Source organism: Parapedobacter composti (assembly GCF_900112315.1).
Lineage (GTDB): Bacteria > Bacteroidota > Bacteroidia > Sphingobacteriales > Sphingobacteriaceae > Parapedobacter > Parapedobacter composti.
In genome coordinates this window covers 668,916-683,611 of the sequence record NZ_FOLL01000001.1, presented here as the reverse complement: position 1 = coordinate 683,611, position 14,696 = coordinate 668,916, and the positions used below count along the sequence as shown (strand labels likewise).

The 14,696-nt window shown below is 52.2% G+C and carries 18 protein-coding genes; 7 read left to right on the top strand and 11 right to left on the bottom strand.

Annotation, left to right across the window (positions count from 1 at the left end; genetic code table 11):
- Together BM030_RS02655 and BM030_RS02650 are read right to left on the bottom strand one after the other, a co-directional pair.
- Positions 1-840: a sigma factor-like helix-turn-helix DNA-binding protein gene (locus BM030_RS02655; protein ID WP_139215794.1), complete on the bottom strand. Its 840-nt coding sequence runs from the start codon at positions 838-840 to the stop codon at positions 1-3.
- A complete protein-coding gene (locus BM030_RS02650) occupies positions 837-1,025 on the bottom strand; it encodes a hypothetical protein (RefSeq protein ID WP_079718167.1) in 189 nt (62 codons plus the stop codon). Before BM030_RS02650 ends, BM030_RS02655 begins: the two co-directional genes overlap by 4 nt.
- A gap of 81 nt (positions 1,026-1,106) precedes the next feature.
- Here BM030_RS02650 and BM030_RS02645 point away from each other — a divergent pair, with 81 nt between their 5' ends.
- Positions 1,107-1,481 carry a helix-turn-helix domain-containing protein gene (locus BM030_RS02645; protein WP_090970754.1) on the top strand — a complete coding sequence of 125 codons (375 nt, stop codon included), beginning with the start codon at positions 1,107-1,109 and terminating at the stop codon, positions 1,479-1,481.
- Positions 1,482-1,570: 89 nt separating this feature from the next.
- Here BM030_RS02645 and BM030_RS02640 read toward each other — a convergent pair whose 3' ends face one another.
- From BM030_RS02640 to BM030_RS02630, 3 genes are all read right to left on the bottom strand, one after another.
- The gene (locus tag BM030_RS02640; RefSeq protein WP_090970752.1) at positions 1,571-2,263 is read right to left on the bottom strand and encodes an ATP-dependent Clp protease proteolytic subunit; all 693 of its coding nucleotides are present in this window, start codon (positions 2,261-2,263) and stop codon (positions 1,571-1,573) included.
- A gap of 83 nt (positions 2,264-2,346) precedes the next feature.
- Entirely contained in the window at positions 2,347-2,616 is a 270-nt protein-coding gene (locus tag BM030_RS02635) for a hypothetical protein (protein ID WP_139215793.1), read from the bottom strand.
- Positions 2,597-3,133 carry an RNA polymerase sigma factor gene (locus tag BM030_RS02630; RefSeq protein ID WP_244518616.1) on the bottom strand — a complete coding sequence of 179 codons (537 nt, stop codon included), beginning with the start codon at positions 3,131-3,133 and terminating at the stop codon, positions 2,597-2,599. The genes BM030_RS02635 and BM030_RS02630 overlap by 20 nt, the downstream gene beginning before the upstream one ends.
- 222 nt (positions 3,134-3,355) lie before the next feature.
- On the opposite strand from BM030_RS02630, the gene BM030_RS02625 reads away from it, so the two are divergent.
- On the top strand, positions 3,356-4,588 hold the full coding sequence (locus BM030_RS02625) for a glycosyltransferase family 4 protein (protein WP_090970747.1): 1,233 nt from the start codon (positions 3,356-3,358) through the stop codon (positions 4,586-4,588).
- 9 nt (positions 4,589-4,597) lie between these two features.
- Here the strand turns inward: BM030_RS02625 and BM030_RS02620 are convergent, their stop codons facing one another.
- The 4 genes from BM030_RS02620 to BM030_RS02605 form a co-directional block, all read right to left on the bottom strand.
- Positions 4,598-5,212 carry a DUF4142 domain-containing protein gene (locus tag BM030_RS02620; protein ID WP_090970745.1) on the bottom strand — a complete coding sequence of 205 codons (615 nt, stop codon included), beginning with the start codon at positions 5,210-5,212 and terminating at the stop codon, positions 4,598-4,600.
- Between the two features lie 38 nt (positions 5,213-5,250).
- A complete protein-coding gene (locus BM030_RS02615; protein WP_090970743.1) occupies positions 5,251-5,886 on the bottom strand; it encodes a hypothetical protein in 636 nt (211 codons plus the stop codon).
- A gap of 28 nt (positions 5,887-5,914) precedes the next feature.
- Positions 5,915-6,559 carry a hypothetical protein gene (locus tag BM030_RS02610; RefSeq protein WP_090970741.1) on the bottom strand — a complete coding sequence of 215 codons (645 nt, stop codon included), beginning with the start codon at positions 6,557-6,559 and terminating at the stop codon, positions 5,915-5,917.
- Between the two features lie 172 nt (positions 6,560-6,731).
- Entirely contained in the window at positions 6,732-7,499 is a 768-nt protein-coding gene (locus BM030_RS02605; protein ID WP_090970739.1) for a mechanosensitive ion channel family protein, read from the bottom strand.
- Positions 7,500-7,766: 267 nt separating this feature from the next.
- On the opposite strand from BM030_RS02605, the gene BM030_RS02600 reads away from it, so the two are divergent.
- The 5 genes from BM030_RS02600 to BM030_RS02580 are packed head-to-tail and all read left to right on the top strand — an operon-like array spanning position 7,767 to position 12,155.
- Complete coding sequence (locus tag BM030_RS02600; RefSeq protein WP_090970737.1) at positions 7,767-8,030, top strand: hypothetical protein; 264 nt, start codon at positions 7,767-7,769, stop codon at positions 8,028-8,030.
- Between the two features lie 9 nt (positions 8,031-8,039).
- On the top strand, positions 8,040-8,417 hold the full coding sequence (locus BM030_RS02595) for a hypothetical protein (RefSeq protein WP_139215792.1): 378 nt from the start codon (positions 8,040-8,042) through the stop codon (positions 8,415-8,417).
- Positions 8,418-8,441: 24 nt separating this feature from the next.
- Positions 8,442-10,214: a carbamoyltransferase family protein gene (locus BM030_RS02590; RefSeq protein ID WP_090970733.1), complete on the top strand. Its 1,773-nt coding sequence runs from the start codon at positions 8,442-8,444 to the stop codon at positions 10,212-10,214.
- Positions 10,156-11,130 carry a glycosyltransferase family 2 protein gene (locus tag BM030_RS02585; protein ID WP_090970731.1) on the top strand — a complete coding sequence of 325 codons (975 nt, stop codon included), beginning with the start codon at positions 10,156-10,158 and terminating at the stop codon, positions 11,128-11,130. Before BM030_RS02590 ends, BM030_RS02585 begins: the two co-directional genes overlap by 59 nt.
- An 11-nt stretch (positions 11,131-11,141) precedes the next feature.
- The gene (locus BM030_RS02580; protein WP_090970728.1) at positions 11,142-12,155 is read left to right on the top strand and encodes a glycosyltransferase family 9 protein; all 1,014 of its coding nucleotides are present in this window, start codon (positions 11,142-11,144) and stop codon (positions 12,153-12,155) included.
- On the opposite strand, the gene BM030_RS02575 is transcribed toward BM030_RS02580, so the two are convergent.
- Positions 12,084-13,199 carry a glycosyltransferase family 9 protein gene (locus BM030_RS02575; protein ID WP_090970726.1) on the bottom strand — a complete coding sequence of 372 codons (1,116 nt, stop codon included), beginning with the start codon at positions 13,197-13,199 and terminating at the stop codon, positions 12,084-12,086. The two genes, BM030_RS02580 and BM030_RS02575, sit on opposite strands and share 72 nt — an antisense overlap.
- 7 nt (positions 13,200-13,206) lie before the next feature.
- Entirely contained in the window at positions 13,207-14,694 is a 1,488-nt protein-coding gene (gene rfaE2, locus BM030_RS02570) for a D-glycero-beta-D-manno-heptose 1-phosphate adenylyltransferase (protein ID WP_139215791.1), read from the bottom strand.
- Positions 14,695-14,696: the final 2 nt, after the last annotated feature.

The following is a 14,696-nucleotide window of genomic DNA, read 5'->3' as shown; positions in this document are numbered from 1 at the left end:
TCAGGCCGATTGTCTCCCCTTCTTAATGGCGGCGTGTGCCTGTACAAACAATGATTTCACCTTGGCGTCGTCCAGTTGCAGCGCCTCGGCGATTTCCTCGAAGGAATATTGCAGGTCATACCGCATGGCCAGTACCTGCGCCTGCTCATCGCTGAGCATGCCTTCGGCGACGAGCGGCTTGGTGCGGGCGGCGCTGTCCAGTTTGGTCGTGCCAGACAGTGCGGCTTTCAGGTTGGCGATGCACTGCTCCACACGCTGGGCCACTTCGTAATCCGAGATGCCACCCAAATGGTAGGCGATGCGCTCGTAGTTGAATCCGTACCGCAGGCACAGCCGGATAAACAACTGCTGCTGTGCGGTCAGGTTGGGCAACAGCCCATTGATTTGCTCCAGTTGCCGCTGTTTTTCCGCTTCCAGCTGTTCGAGGTAGACCACATCTGCCTCCTCTTCTCCCTCTATTTCATAACCCAGCATGAACTCCTGAAAATCTTCGATGCCATCCAGCCGCAGCATACTCCGGTGGAAGCGGTTGGCGGTTTTGCGGTAATACGCCATGCCGGCTTCGCGAAGCTGGCTGCCGAGGAATTCGTGCAGGTGCGGTACGTCGCGGATGATATCGTGCATGAGCCACAGCCGGAGAAACGCTTCCTGTGCGATAACATGGGCTATGACGTCGTCTTTGACGAACCGCTCGGCACGCCAGGCATAGTAGTTATAATAGGCCCGGTAGAAATAATTCAGCCCGGCTTCATCGCCAGCTTTGAGCGCGTCGAAAAATCGTTCGGCGTTTTTCTTGGTACGGTAGATCGATGCGTGCATGGCGCGTAAAATTTTCGTCAATCGTTGATGTTTAGTTCAGACTTCAGTTTCTTAATCACCTCGACACCTTTATAGTGTCCATTCACGGTGTTTGTCAGCACTTCCCTGCTGACGCCGATTTTCTCGGCAATCTCTTTGATGGTGCGCCGGGATTTCACAATTTCAAGCTTCAGCGGCAAATTCTCGGGATACCTCGCTTTCTTCATTTTTTATTACTTTTGTGAATACATGAGCAAAGTTTGTGAATATTTTTCATATTTACAAATAATTTGTGATTTATTTTCACAATGAACTATTTTTCTAAAAATATAAAGTTCCTTCGGGAGGAGCGGAAATGGGGCCAAGCTGAATTGGCCAGGCAGTTGAATGTGACCCGTGATAATGTGGCTTCCTATGAACGGGGGTCTATCCCGAAGTTGGAAGTGCTGGTCAAAATCGTGAATTTGTTTCACATCGAATTAAACCACCTGGTAGAAAGAGATCTTGAGGCAATGCCGCTTTCTCCTATGGGCGCGGCCGATCCGGGAAATGAAAGATATCATCGTGCAGAGCCGAATGAGGAACTGACCCTGGAGTCGCTGCAGAAGCTGGTTAAAGTTCAGGAAAAATACATCAGGGCGCTAGAGGAAAAAATCGGGGCGGGCACGAAAGGCAGCCATTAACTTCGCGCTTTGCCCGTGCATGTGCGGAACGCCCCGCGGGAACGCCGCACCACGGCAGGAAAAAACGGCAGAAGAGCAGCAGGGAAATATCAGCGGTTAATACCGGTGCCTAACACCTCGTCCACCATACCGAATTCTTTAGCCTCGGCGGCCGTCATCCAATGGTCCCGATCTGACAGCCTATCCACCACATCGTAATCTTGTCCGCTATGGGCAGCGATGATTGCATACAACTCTTGCTGCATTTTAAGTGTCTGCCGGATACTGATGTCCATATCCGCCGCCGTGCCCTGCATACCGCCGGAGGTTTGGTGTATCATCACGCGGGCATGCGGAAGTGCCGCCCGCTTGCCTCCGGCTCCGGCACATAGCAGCACCGCAGCCATGGACAGGGCCATGCCCGTGCAGATGGTGGCCACATCTGGGCCGATATACTGCATGGTATCATAGATCCCCAGTCCGGCATATACAGCGCCTCCCGGCGAATTGATATACAGCTGGATGTCTTTCTTCGGGTCGGCCGATTGCAGAAAAAGCAACTGCGCCTGGATGATGTTGGCCACCCGATCGTCCACCGGTTCGCCGAGAAAGATGATACGATCAACCATCAGCCTTGAAAACACATCCATCTGGGCTACATTGAGCTGCCGCTCTTCGGTGATGTAAGGTGTCATGGCCGCGGGCATGGCCGTTGCACGTGAAACATAATGGTCTACATACATGCCGTTGATGCCGCGGTGGTGCACCGCATACCGGCGAAATTCATTGCTATAGCTGGTCATGATATCATATTGGTTTTATAGTGACATAGTTATCCCTGCACGCCCATAGCCGGGCATGTTACAACACCGTTATGCTTTTGCTATTAGCGACGGAAGAAGGCCATTACCCGGTTACGGAACAGCCGATGCTGTGGTTCGGTGAATAACATCCGGTGTATGCCTTCAAGCTCGTCCCGCAATTGCCGCCGACCATATTCACGGATATAGCCGTATGCCTGGCACTGCCAGTGAATATCTTTCCGAAATTCCGGATCGGCGAGCAATCTGGCCTGGAAAAGCGTTTGCTGCTCACCGGGCGCGCGACCCAGCAGGCAGTCTTCTTTCCATTGCAATTCATCCAACAAAGTCTTCATAGCGGAGCGATTTTTCTTTGACTACTTGTTTAACCTTTTGCAGGCATTTAAATTTCTGCACGGTTGCCGATCGTGTGCCTGCGAACCCGAAGCGGTTTGCCAGTTCCTGCATATCCAGCTTTTCGTAATAAAACGCGGCAAGCACATCCATGCACTTCCGGCCTGCGGCCTGCAGTAGCCGGAAAACGCGGCCGCTTGATACAAGTTCGTCCTGCGGCTGGAATTCTTGCGTCCAGTAAGCGCCTGGGTCCTCTTGATCATACCCGGCCATCAATTGATCCAGCGACGCATACCGCAAATTTTCTTTGTACCGCTTTATCCATAGATAGCGTGCCACGCCAAAGACATAAGCCTCACTTTGCCGCATGTCTGACGTGCCGCTGCGTGTTTTTTCAACGTAAACCAGCAGGGCATCATGAAATACATCTTTTGCCTCTTCCAAGCTACCGCCTTTTCCGGCTACGTGCCGTGCCACCGCGGGAAATATACGCTCATACAACTTTTCTATTATTTTCACCAGTCGTTTTTAATAGATGTGTGTTCCAGCAGTGGAATATCACCCTAAATTAGCATTATTTTTTTGTCATACCGGAAATATTGGCTGTCCAAACAATCGCCAAGTTACCGTGTTAGTATCTTCACAGTAGGGAAGTGTACGGTAGATTCCGCCGAGCAGATTACACCCAAACCTTACAGTACAGGCTACTTATTTGAAACGTTTATTGTTAATACTTAACCAATGAGAATAGCATACATCTCCACCTGTCGGCCCCGGGAATGCGGCCTGGCCACGTTCAACGAAAATCTGGTTCAAGCGGTTGATCGGTACCTACCTTTTGCCGCATCCGGCAGCTTTATGGTTGCCCTCAACGACTCGGACGACAAATACCAGTATGATTACGATGAGCGGGTGAGGTTTGTCATTAGCCAGGAACAGCTTGCAGATTATCAGTCTGCAGCGGCTTTCATCAACCGCAGTGGGGTGGACATGTGTTGCATACAGCACGAGTTCGGCATTTTCGGGGGTTCGGCCGGTTCCCATCTGTTGGCTTTGACGCGGGCATTGAACGTGCCTTATACCGTGATATTCCACACGGTGTTGCAGCGCCCGGATACCATGCAGCTTTCCGTTACGCAAGCATTGGCCGACGGCGCTGCCAAGGCCGTGGTGATGAGCAAAAAAGCGGTGCAATTGCTGCGTGAAGTGTACCATATCCCGGCAAATAAGATCCAGCGCATCCCGCACGGGGTGCCAGACTTTGACCGGCCTGATGTGGCGGCGATAAAGCGTTCGCTTAACTTCCCTGCTGGCAAAACATTGCTTACGTTCGGCCTGCTTGGCCCCAATAAAGGGCTGGAAACCGCTATCCGGGCGTTACCAGCGATTTGTAAACAGCACCCGGATGTCCGGTATATTATACTTGGTAAGACCCATCCCGGCATCCGCCGGACTTCCGGCGAGGATTATCGGGAGAGCCTCCATCAGCTTGCACGGCAACTAAATGTGGAAGAACACCTGGTATTTATCTCGGAATTTGTCAATGAAGGGGATTTGCATGCCTACCTGTCGGCCTGCGACATTTACCTTACGCCTTATCCTAACGAGGCCCAGATTACCAGCGGCACCCTTTCTTATGCGGTGGGTGCCGGCGCGGCGGTAGTTTCTACGCCTTACTGGCATGCCAGTGAATTGCTGCGCGGCAGGGGAAAGCTGTTTGATTTCAATAACAGTGAACAGCTTGCAACCATCGTTAACGGCCTGCTGAGCAACCCATCGGAACTGAACCAATTGAAGCAGCATGCATTCAAGTATGGGCTTTCCCTGCGTTGGCCGATAATCGGTAAGCACTATGCCCTGCTTTTCGAAAACCAAGCAGCCATAAACAAGAAACCCGCATTACTGCCCCAAGGGACGTTCATGCAGGTTACTTTATCACTTAGCCGCCCGCTTTCGTGGAAGGCCTATTCGTAATAAGACGTACTACGGCATAACCCGGTGGTCTACCATCGTGGTATCCGTCCCCGTCCGGCCACCGCCCAGCGACTCGCGCAATGCGCGGGCTTTTTCATGGTGATCTTTCAAGGTAGGCAGTGTTTTGCTGGCAAAGGCCTTCAGGTCGGCATTCCTTGCATCTGAAGCTGCGTCTTCGAATAAGGAAACGACCTTATCGTGATCCCGTACCATGATGTCGATGTATTCGCGGTCAAAATCGCGGCCTGATCTTTCACGGAGCTTCCGCTGTTTATCGGTGTGCTCTTCGCTGACTACCGGAGGCAGCGTAATGTTATGCCGCGTAGCGATGGTCATCAGCTCATCATTTGCTTTTTGGTGATCCGTAACCATCCGTTGGGCGAAGTCCTTTACCCGCTGGTCTGATGCTTTTTCCATTGCCAATTTACCCAACTCGATTTCCGCAAGGCCGGCATCGGCCGCCTTGACGGCGAATTCGGCATCGTCATCTTCGACCATTGCCGTGGTATCATTCACATCCATAGCTTGGTCTACGCTGTCATCTGCCGTGCGTCTGTTATCCATGTTACAGGCAAATACAAACATGACCGCCATTAATCCGATAAAAAAATTTGCTGTTTTCATATTGTCTCCGATTTTGATTAAGTTTTCTATGTGTTTTGTTATGTTTTTTTTTCCGGCTTCACTAGCCCCTCCACCAAACTCTTCCACTGGGGGTATGAAAGCCCCAGTTTTGCTCCCGCACCCACCATGGCATTCCGTACATTGTCAATAGTCGATTCCGTTTCGGTGTTGGCCACTTCGTTCCGCCCGTGGTAACGTGCGATCACTTCCCGGCCGTTCCGTTCCACTATCAGTGTAGACGTGGCAGCATCTTTGAAAAAGTGTGCGGTATCCGTTTCCATCTTCAGCGGATTAGCGGTTGGCCTGAGCGTTATTGAGCAGCGTTCCGTTTCCGGCCCGGCCGTTTCGGTAATCTGCTCGACAGCAACCCAGTCGTATCCATCGCCTACTGACGGCCCCGGTCCCGGAATATCAATGCGTACTTTGTCTCCCTCAGCAGCGCGTGATTTCACCGCTTCACCCCCATGCTCGTCGGTAAGCACAAACACCGCCACGGGCAGTTCGGCTATTTCATACCAGTGGTTTACATCCAACAACCGGCGCTTTGCTGTTTCAAAAAACATTCGGGCGCTACTTTCATCGGGCAGTGATGTACGTGATTCCAAATCCAACGGCTTTCCGGTATACTGCGGTGGTACTTCTGGCGACACCAATGTTTTGCGATCTATAGCCATACGTTTTGTTTTTATACGGTTATCAAATTCAGCCTCGGGTTTCTGTAGGGTCGTCCGATTGGATTTGCTTGTCCCCTAAGGGGTCGCGTTCATCCACCGGCGGCACGTCTGCCGGTGGTATGGGGCTGTTCGGGTCATCCCCAATCGGTTCATCGTCGTCGCGCCGCGGGTCGTCAAATGGCGGCAGTTCCACGTCAACATCATCCTCTTCCTCCGGACCGCCGTCGCCATCATCCGCGTCCAAGTCTGCCGTTATCGGGTTATCATCGCCGCCGGCATTGTCGCGCAAAGGATACCCTTCTTCATCGAGATCGTTACGTTCATCTTCAGGAGTAGCCGCAAGCTGTTCGTCGATGTCGTCCAACTGCAGCAGTCCGTCGTCTACCGTTTCGAGCTCTTCCAGTTCATTGTCCGCCTCACGCTGTTTATCCCGATACTCGCCCGCCGTGTAGGGGTTTTCCTCATCATACGTAGAGTTGTCATCTTCCCCCAGTGGGGCCGTAGTATCATAAGGTTCGGGATGCTGGTATTCGCTATCCTCCGTTTCTGTATCAAGTTCGAAGCTGTTTTCTTCTTCATTGAACTTCAGATTTTCGCCCGTTGGCTCCCGTGTTTCATCGGTATTTTCTACATCGAGTGGAACCACGGGAGGCGACTTTTTATTCGGATCCATAATAATTCTCCTTTTTTATTATATCGTCTTTCATATACTGCGCCAGTTGCCGTTTTCATTGCTGTGCTAGCCGTTCGGAAAGATACCGCCGTTGATGTGCTCCCTTGATGATTAGGTATTGCAGACATACTGTTCGCTTTTGTGATTCCCGTGTTTACAAAAGCGCACACCCTTAGCCCAGGGCCTTAACGGCCTGGAGCATTTTTTCCTGCACAGCCAGCCGCGTATCGGGATATCCAGCTTCGTCTACCCATACCGATATGGTAATCCGGTAGCCGTCAGGCTCCAGTAGGCTGATTCCTATCACATGGTCCGTGGTGAGCAGTAATTTGCCCGCCGCATGAACGGCCTCAAGGATTACACGCTTTGCCTGATCGAAATCAACGTCGTACTTCACTTTCAGTTCCACGTCCAGCCGGCGCTTTCCTGCCCGGCTCATATTGACGATGACCTCGTTTGACAGCTTGCTATTGGGTACAATCACCGTGCGGTAGTCGCGTGTCAGGATAACCGTATAGAACAGTTGGATAGAAACCACCTCGCCCTCCTGCCCTTGCGTGGAAATGTGATCCCCCACCCGGAATGGCTTAAGGATAAGTATGAGCACACCGCTGGCAAAGTTCTGCAAAGTACCGGATAACGCCAGTCCCGCAGCAACGCCGAATGCACCTACCAACGCTGCGAACAGCGTCATTTGCAAGCCCATAACCTGTATGACGAGCAGGATGAGCAGCACCCGAAGCGCTAACACAATCAGGCTTGATAAAAACACTTCCAGGGTGGGATCCCAATTCTTCTGCTGTATTTTCCGTTTTATCCAGCTTGCCACCAACCGGATGAACCATAAGCCCAACACCAACACCACCAGTCCGATAACGATGCGCGGCGCCTGATGAACAAGCCACTCCATGAAACGGGAATAAAATTTATCGAAACCCATAGCCAACTAAGTATAGAAGTATAGGCGTTTAGTACAAAAAGTCTACCGGTGCTGCAGGCAAATTGCGGGGCTGTACTAAATACTACATACCGCTGTCTCTATTTTCGAAAAAAATGTGCGGTAATACGGAAGGGGCTGTTCCGAAATACAGGGGGGCGCCGCATACCGTACCACCCATAGGCTAAAAACACGATAACGGCAATCATGGCATCGTCTATGCACTCACTTCAACAATTTCAACAAACAATTTAGAAAGGAGATTTGATTATGGCAATGACAGAAAATGAAAATCAGCAACACCGCGAAGGCGAAACCACCAAGGCTATTGAATCGCAAACCGCTAAACTCCCATCCAAGTTATTTTTGTGTGCCGCATTGGGTTCAATGGCGGTGTCATTGACCCTGAAATGCTTGGGGCATAAACACACCGCGCTATTTGTTGGCCAATGGGCAGCTCCGTTCCTGCTTTTGGGCACCTATAATAAGATTGTGAAAACCCATGGCCACGACAAGCAGGACACAGATATATAAGGAGACGGAATGGACAGACCGCCACATACCAACAGGGCCCTAAGCAATGTTTTCCTTTCTCAGGGAATATACTTTGTGATTGCCGGTATCTGGCCCATTATTAATATGGAGAGTTTCATTTTAGCCACAGGCCCCAAGCAAGACACGTGGCTGGTGGAGATGGTCGGCCTACTGTCCATCTCCATCGGCCTAACGTTTTTGGTAGCCAGCCTGCGCAATGCTCCACTTCCTATCGTTCTCGGATATACCGTGGCAGTGAGTTTCCTTGTTATGGATGTCATATACGTGACCAGCGGAGTGATTCCCCGGGTTTATCTACTGGATGCCGCCATCCAGTTAATTTTTTTGACCGCGGTAAGCATTTTCATATTACGAAAGCCACGGTAACAACGCCAAAGATCCATTCTTATCATGTATACACTCGGAATAAATGCTGCATTCCATGATTCGGCCGCCAGCATCGTCAAAGACGGGCAACTGCTGGCAGCCGCAGAAGACGAACGCTTCACGCATATTAAGCACGGCAAACGACCTATTCCTTTTTCAGCATACGAACTCCCTTTTCATGCGATAGATTACTGCTTACAGGTTGCCGGCATCCACCTCAGTGAAGTGGACCACATTGCTTATTCGTTCGATCCTTATCTGCTGATGGATGAAAAGCAACCCACTGGTATGGACAGCCGTACCCCTTACCATCAGCCGGATCGGCCCGCAACCGATGGCCAGCCGCAACAGCAGCTGTTCCTTTCCTCCATCATCAACGCTCCGGCGCAATTGGTGAGCGGCTATCCCCATCATTTACAAAAACGGTTTAAAGGAGTTACCCAGGCGGATTGGGAATGGCATTTCATTGAACACCATCTGGCTCATGCCGCAAGTGCATACTTGCCGTCGCCCTTTTCAGATGCCGCGGTAATGGTACTTGACGGACGGGGCGAACTGGCTACAACGTCATACCACACAGGGATGCGGAATGATCTGACCCGGATAGGACAGGTAAATTTCCCCCATTCCCTGGGATTGCTATACGAAGAAGTAACCACCTACCTGGGGTTTCTTCACTCGTCAGATGAATACAAAGTAATGGCATTAGCCTCGTATGGTAAGCCTACTTATGTAAACGATTTCCGCGATATGGTATGGATAGGTGAAAATGGTCAATACCGCATTCAGCGGACGTCGCTGGAAGCCCGTTTCGGCGCCGCGCGGCTTCGCCATGAGCCGTTTACCGGCCATCACTTCGATATTGCCCGGTCGCTTCAGTTTGTTTTGGAAGAAACTGTACTGGAACTCGCACACTGGCTTCATGACGAAACGGGGCAGCGAAACTTGACAATGGCAGGCGGAGTGGCCCTGAATTGTGTGCTTAACGCCCGTATTCGTGATGACGGCCCGTTCAGCGAAGTCTGGGTGCAACCTGCAGCGGGCGACTCCGGCACTGCTTTAGGAGCCGCCCATTGGGTTGACAATAAGTTGCGCGGTGAAACCCAGAAGACCTTCGTGATGGAACACGCCTATTGGGGGCCTGCATACAGCGACGACGACATTGCCGCCTTCCTGGAGAAAGCCAAGGTGCCTTTTACGAAGATGGAAAACGTTGCTGAAGAAACGGCCCAATTGCTGGCGGCCAATCGTATTGTGGGGTGGTTCCAGGGTGGTATGGAATACGGCCCGCGTGCTTTGGGCAGCCGCTCCATCTTGGCGTCGCCCATCCTACCGGAAATGCAAGCATGGCTCAACGAAGTGAAAGACCGGGAGGATTTCCGGCCCGTGGCGCCTGTGGTTACCGAGGAAGCCGCGCCATCGTGGTTTACCGATGCCGGCCAGTCACCGTTCATGCTGTTTGTCAACCAGGTGGCACCGGAGAAAGCAGGTCTGATCCCTGCTGTCAAACATGTTGACGGAACCGCCCGCATCCAAACCGTAAACCGGAAGCAAAATCCGCTATATTATGATCTGCTGAAAGCGTTTGAGCGGATAACCGGGATACCGGTACTCATCAATACTTCATTCAATACCATCGGCAGGCCAATCGTATGCACCCCCCGGGACGCCGTGGAGTGCTTCTGGACGTCGCCATTTGACGTATTGATTATCGGTTCTTTCTTAATTTCGAAAAACTATGGAAACAAGGATATCAGTAGTCATTCCCACTTACAGGCGACCACAGCTGTTGGTTAAATGCCTGGACGCGCTTTACCGCCAGACGCTAAACAAAACGGCTTTTGAGGTTATTGTGGTGAGCGACGGGCCTGACGGGCTTACCCGCGATGCACTCATGGATTGGCATAAGGGAAAGTCTGAACTGCTTTTTTCCTTTTTGTCGTTGCCTAAGAAGAAAGGGCCGGCAGCCGCCAGAAATCTGGGATGGCGGAGCGCGAAATCGCCTTTGATTGCATTTACCGACGATGACTGTCGGCCCATGTCTACGTGGCTCGACACGTTTTGCCAAGCCTATCCGGGTCAGCCGTTATGGGCGATGACAGGTAAGGTAGAGGTCCCTATACCCTTACGGCCTACCGATTACGAGTGGAATACCGCACAATTGCAAACCGCGGAATTCGTAACGGCTAACTGTTGCTGCACCCGGGAGACCTTGCTCGCTACGGGAGGGTTCGATGAACAATTCGGCATGGCCTGGCGAGAGGACAGCGATCTACACTTCAGGCTAATCACGCACGGCATCCCCATTACCCGGGTGGATGAGGCCGTAGTGCGTCATCCGGTGCGAGACGCTCCGTGGGGCATCAGCTTACGGGAGCAGAAGAAAGGACAGTACAATGCCTTACTCTACAAAAGGTACCCTCGTTTATTCCGCGAAAGAATCCGAAAACAACCGAACTGGCATTACTACACCACCGTGTCGTTGTTTGTGCTGGCTGTCACTGCGTTGGTGCTGGACTATCCGGCGCTTTCGGCGGTTGCCTCGATCGGATGGTTCGTCGGCGTGGGGCTTCTGACCTGGAAACGCCTGCTCCCGACGCGCAAGTCTGCCTCCCATATTGCTGAAATGGCGCTCACATCTGCCCTTATCCCGTTTCTCTCCATTTACTGGCAATATTATGGTGCGGTCAAATACAGGGCTTTGCTGTTTTAACATATACGTGCATGAAAATTCAGGACATCCGCAAAATCGCCGTTTTCCGAGCATTGCAATTAGGTGATCTGCTATGCGCCATACCAGCGGTGCGCGCCCTGCGCCACCAGTTTCCCCAGGCGTCAATCACCTTGATCGGATTACCAGGGGCGAAGGAACTGACAAACCGGTTTCCGATGTATTTCGATGGGCTGGAACTCTTCCCCGGTTATCCCGGACTCCCCGAACAGTCGTTTGCAGTACAGGACATTGCACGGTTTATCGCAGACATGCAAGCCAAACAATTTGATTTGATGCTGCAAATGCAGGGAAACGGCACCATAGTCAACCCGTTGGTTGAACTGTTTGGTGCCACCTATACTGCAGGTTTCTATGCCGAAGGGCATTATCACCCCGGGAACGATCTCTTTATCCCCTACCCTTCCCACGTTCATGAAATCTGCCGCCATCTGCTGCTTGTACAGCATCTTGGCATCCCACATCAGGGCATACACCTTGAGTTTCCTATTACCGAGCAGGATTATGCGGATTTTGAATCGCTTAACTTACCGCTGCAACCCGGTCAGTACGTCTGCGTACACCCCGGTAGCCGGGCGGCATGGCGGCGGTGGCCGCCGTCGGCCTTCGCTTGCATGGCCGATAGATGCATTGAATTGGGGTACGACGTTGCGCTTACCGGTACAACTGAAGAGCTGCCCATCGTTGAAGAAGTTGCGCGCTTGATGCGTTACCAGGCCATCGTGGTTGCCGGCAAGACCTCATTGGGCACAATGGCCGTGCTCGTCAAACAGGCAAAAGCCGTCCTTTCCAATTGCACGGGTGTTTCCCATATTGCTTCGGCATTGGGTACGCCGGGCGTCATTGTAAGCATGGACGGCGAACCCAACCGCTGGCGGCCCTTAAACAAATCTGTACTGACCACCATAGATGGGAAGCGGACATCCGACCTGGCATCAGTTGAAAAAGCCTTGGTAGATCGGCTGGCCTTCCCCGTGGCCCTTGAGCAACTCATTGACAGCGCTTAGTACATCATTTGTTGCGGGCGGCTCGACTTTTTTCTCGAACATGGACTGGTTCACGTAACGGATTACTTCGTTTCTACTTTGCGCTTGTCCATCGGCTACACTATACGGGAAGAGCACATGCGGACTCCGCCATGGAGTGTGCTGCGGATTGGTCAGCGCATAAAGTACGACCGCGGGTCGGCCTAAGGCAGCGGCCAAATGAATGGTTGCCGTATTTACCGAAACCACAAGGGCCGCCTGCCGGATAACTGCGGCAAACTCGGTGATGTCCAGCAGGCCCGCTATTGAAAAGGTGCGCCCGCCGCATGCATCCCGCAAATAATCAGTCAGCTTTGCCTCCTGTGCATTGCCCGTAAAAACCAGCTGCTCCGGGCGTGCCGCAAGCAGGCGCCTGGCTATGGCTACCCATTTATTAACCGGGAACTCCCGCTTGGATTCGCTCACCCCTGCATGGAGAATCATATAAGGTGCTTCCAAATCCACACCGGCTCCGGCCAATTTAGCCATTGCACGGATGTCTGCCCCCGCTGGTATGGCAATTGTGATGCGGTCGTCATTGGTATATGCTCCGATTTGCTCCACCAGATCCAGATCACGGGCTACCTGATGCCGGATACGGGAATAGGGTTCATCATCCGGAATCCAGTGCGTAAGCAAGTCATAGGGATTCTCCCGGCAATAGGCCAGCCGTTTGGGGATACCTGCCATCCATGCCAGCATGGCTGAAGGCAGCGGATTCTGGCTGTAAACGGTGAACACGATACAGCCGTCGAACTGCCTGGCCTTAAGCAGCTCTGCCAACTCCAGAAACTCGCGGGGATTGACAGACGTCGGTTGTTTTACCCATGGAACATTAGCTACAACCGTATCATCTACTTCCGGTAGCAATGCCGAAGCCGCCGCCCCAGCGGCAGACGTCAACAAGGTTATTTTACTACCCAAACATCGCTTAATGGCCCGTATGGCGGGACTGCTCATCAATACATCGCCAATATTGTCCGGACGTATGACCAGCAGATGCGTACAATGACTCCAGCTTTCCATCGCCTCGTTAAATAATGGCCTTCTTTGTATGGGTATGTTCGTAAATGCGGCGGATTAACCGGGTGGTGGACCGGTTGGCGGTGAACGGAATCAGTTGCACTTGTCCCCCCAGTGATTCGACTAGTTTTGCTTCGGGCAACTCCTTATCTTTATAGTCGCCTCCCTTGGCAAATACGTCGGGTGCCAGCACCTTAATGAGTTCAGCAGGCGTGTCGTCAGCCTCATCTCCGAAAACCACCAAATGGTCCACACACCCCAGGCCGGCCAAGACCGAGAGCCGTTCGGCCAAGCCGTTGATGGGCCGGGCAGGCCCTTTGAGACGCCTTATGCTATCATCGTTGTTAACACCGACGATAAGCACATCTCCCAATTTCCTCGCCAGCTTTAGGTAGTTGACATGCCCGCTATGCAAGATATCAAAACAACCATTGGTAAACACGATTCGGTGCCCCAAGCCTTTGTAATAGGCTTTGATTTCTTGCAGGCGTTTCATTGAGGTAACGAGTTTTTGCTCGTTGTCCAGTTTAGCCAGCAATTCCAGGCGACTACATAAAGAGGTTGCTTCTTTCTCAATGGCCACCGTGGCAGCGGCGGTAGCCGCCTGGGCAGTGCGCGCAGCATCAGCACCCGAGAGCAGCGCCAAAGTGCAAGCGCTTATGAAGGTGTCGCCGGCGCCGCATACATGCGGAACGGCCACCGGAATTGCCCCCATGTTGAACACCAGTTTCCCTCGCTCGAACCACAGCGATCCGTCTTTGTCAAGCGTAAGTACCACCCATTGCGCGTTGGTTTTGCGGAAGATGGCTTTGCCGCATTTTTCCAACTGCCCTTTTCGATCCTTGTGAGTTATTTCACATCCCAATAACTTCATTGCCTCACTATAATTAGGCTTCACAAGCGTTGGAGCCATTTTTTTAAAAAGTGAAAGCCGTTTTGAATCGACCGCCACAAACTTAGGATGGCTCATTTTCATCCGCACCAAACCATCTATGATGGTGGGAGTGACAATGCCTTTATGGTAGTCTGCTATCAAAACACCGTCACATGATACAAAATGCGTTTTAAGGAGGTGGATGAGCTGGCGCTCCGATTCAGGTGAGATTGCCCGGTCGTCGCCCCGATCCAGCCGGGCCAGTGGGTGGCCATCGGCCTGTATCCGGGTTTTAACCACTGTGGCCCGGTCCTTCTCGCGGATAAGGTAATCCGGCGAAAAGCCTGCATCTGCCACCATTGCAAAAGCCCGATCGGCATCGGCATCGTCGCCAATTACGGAGCAGAAAATCACCGTAGCGCCCAATGCGCGAAGATTCGCCGCCACATTGGCGGCTCCTCCCAACACGAAGCAATCCGACTGGACATCCACCACAGGAACCGGAGCCTCTGGCGATAGCCGTGTACTATCTCCCTTTATGTACTCATCGATGATGAGATCGCCAACCACAAGAATCGTCTTTTGGTCGAACTGCTCGGTAAACCGCCAATTGTATTTTTCCATGT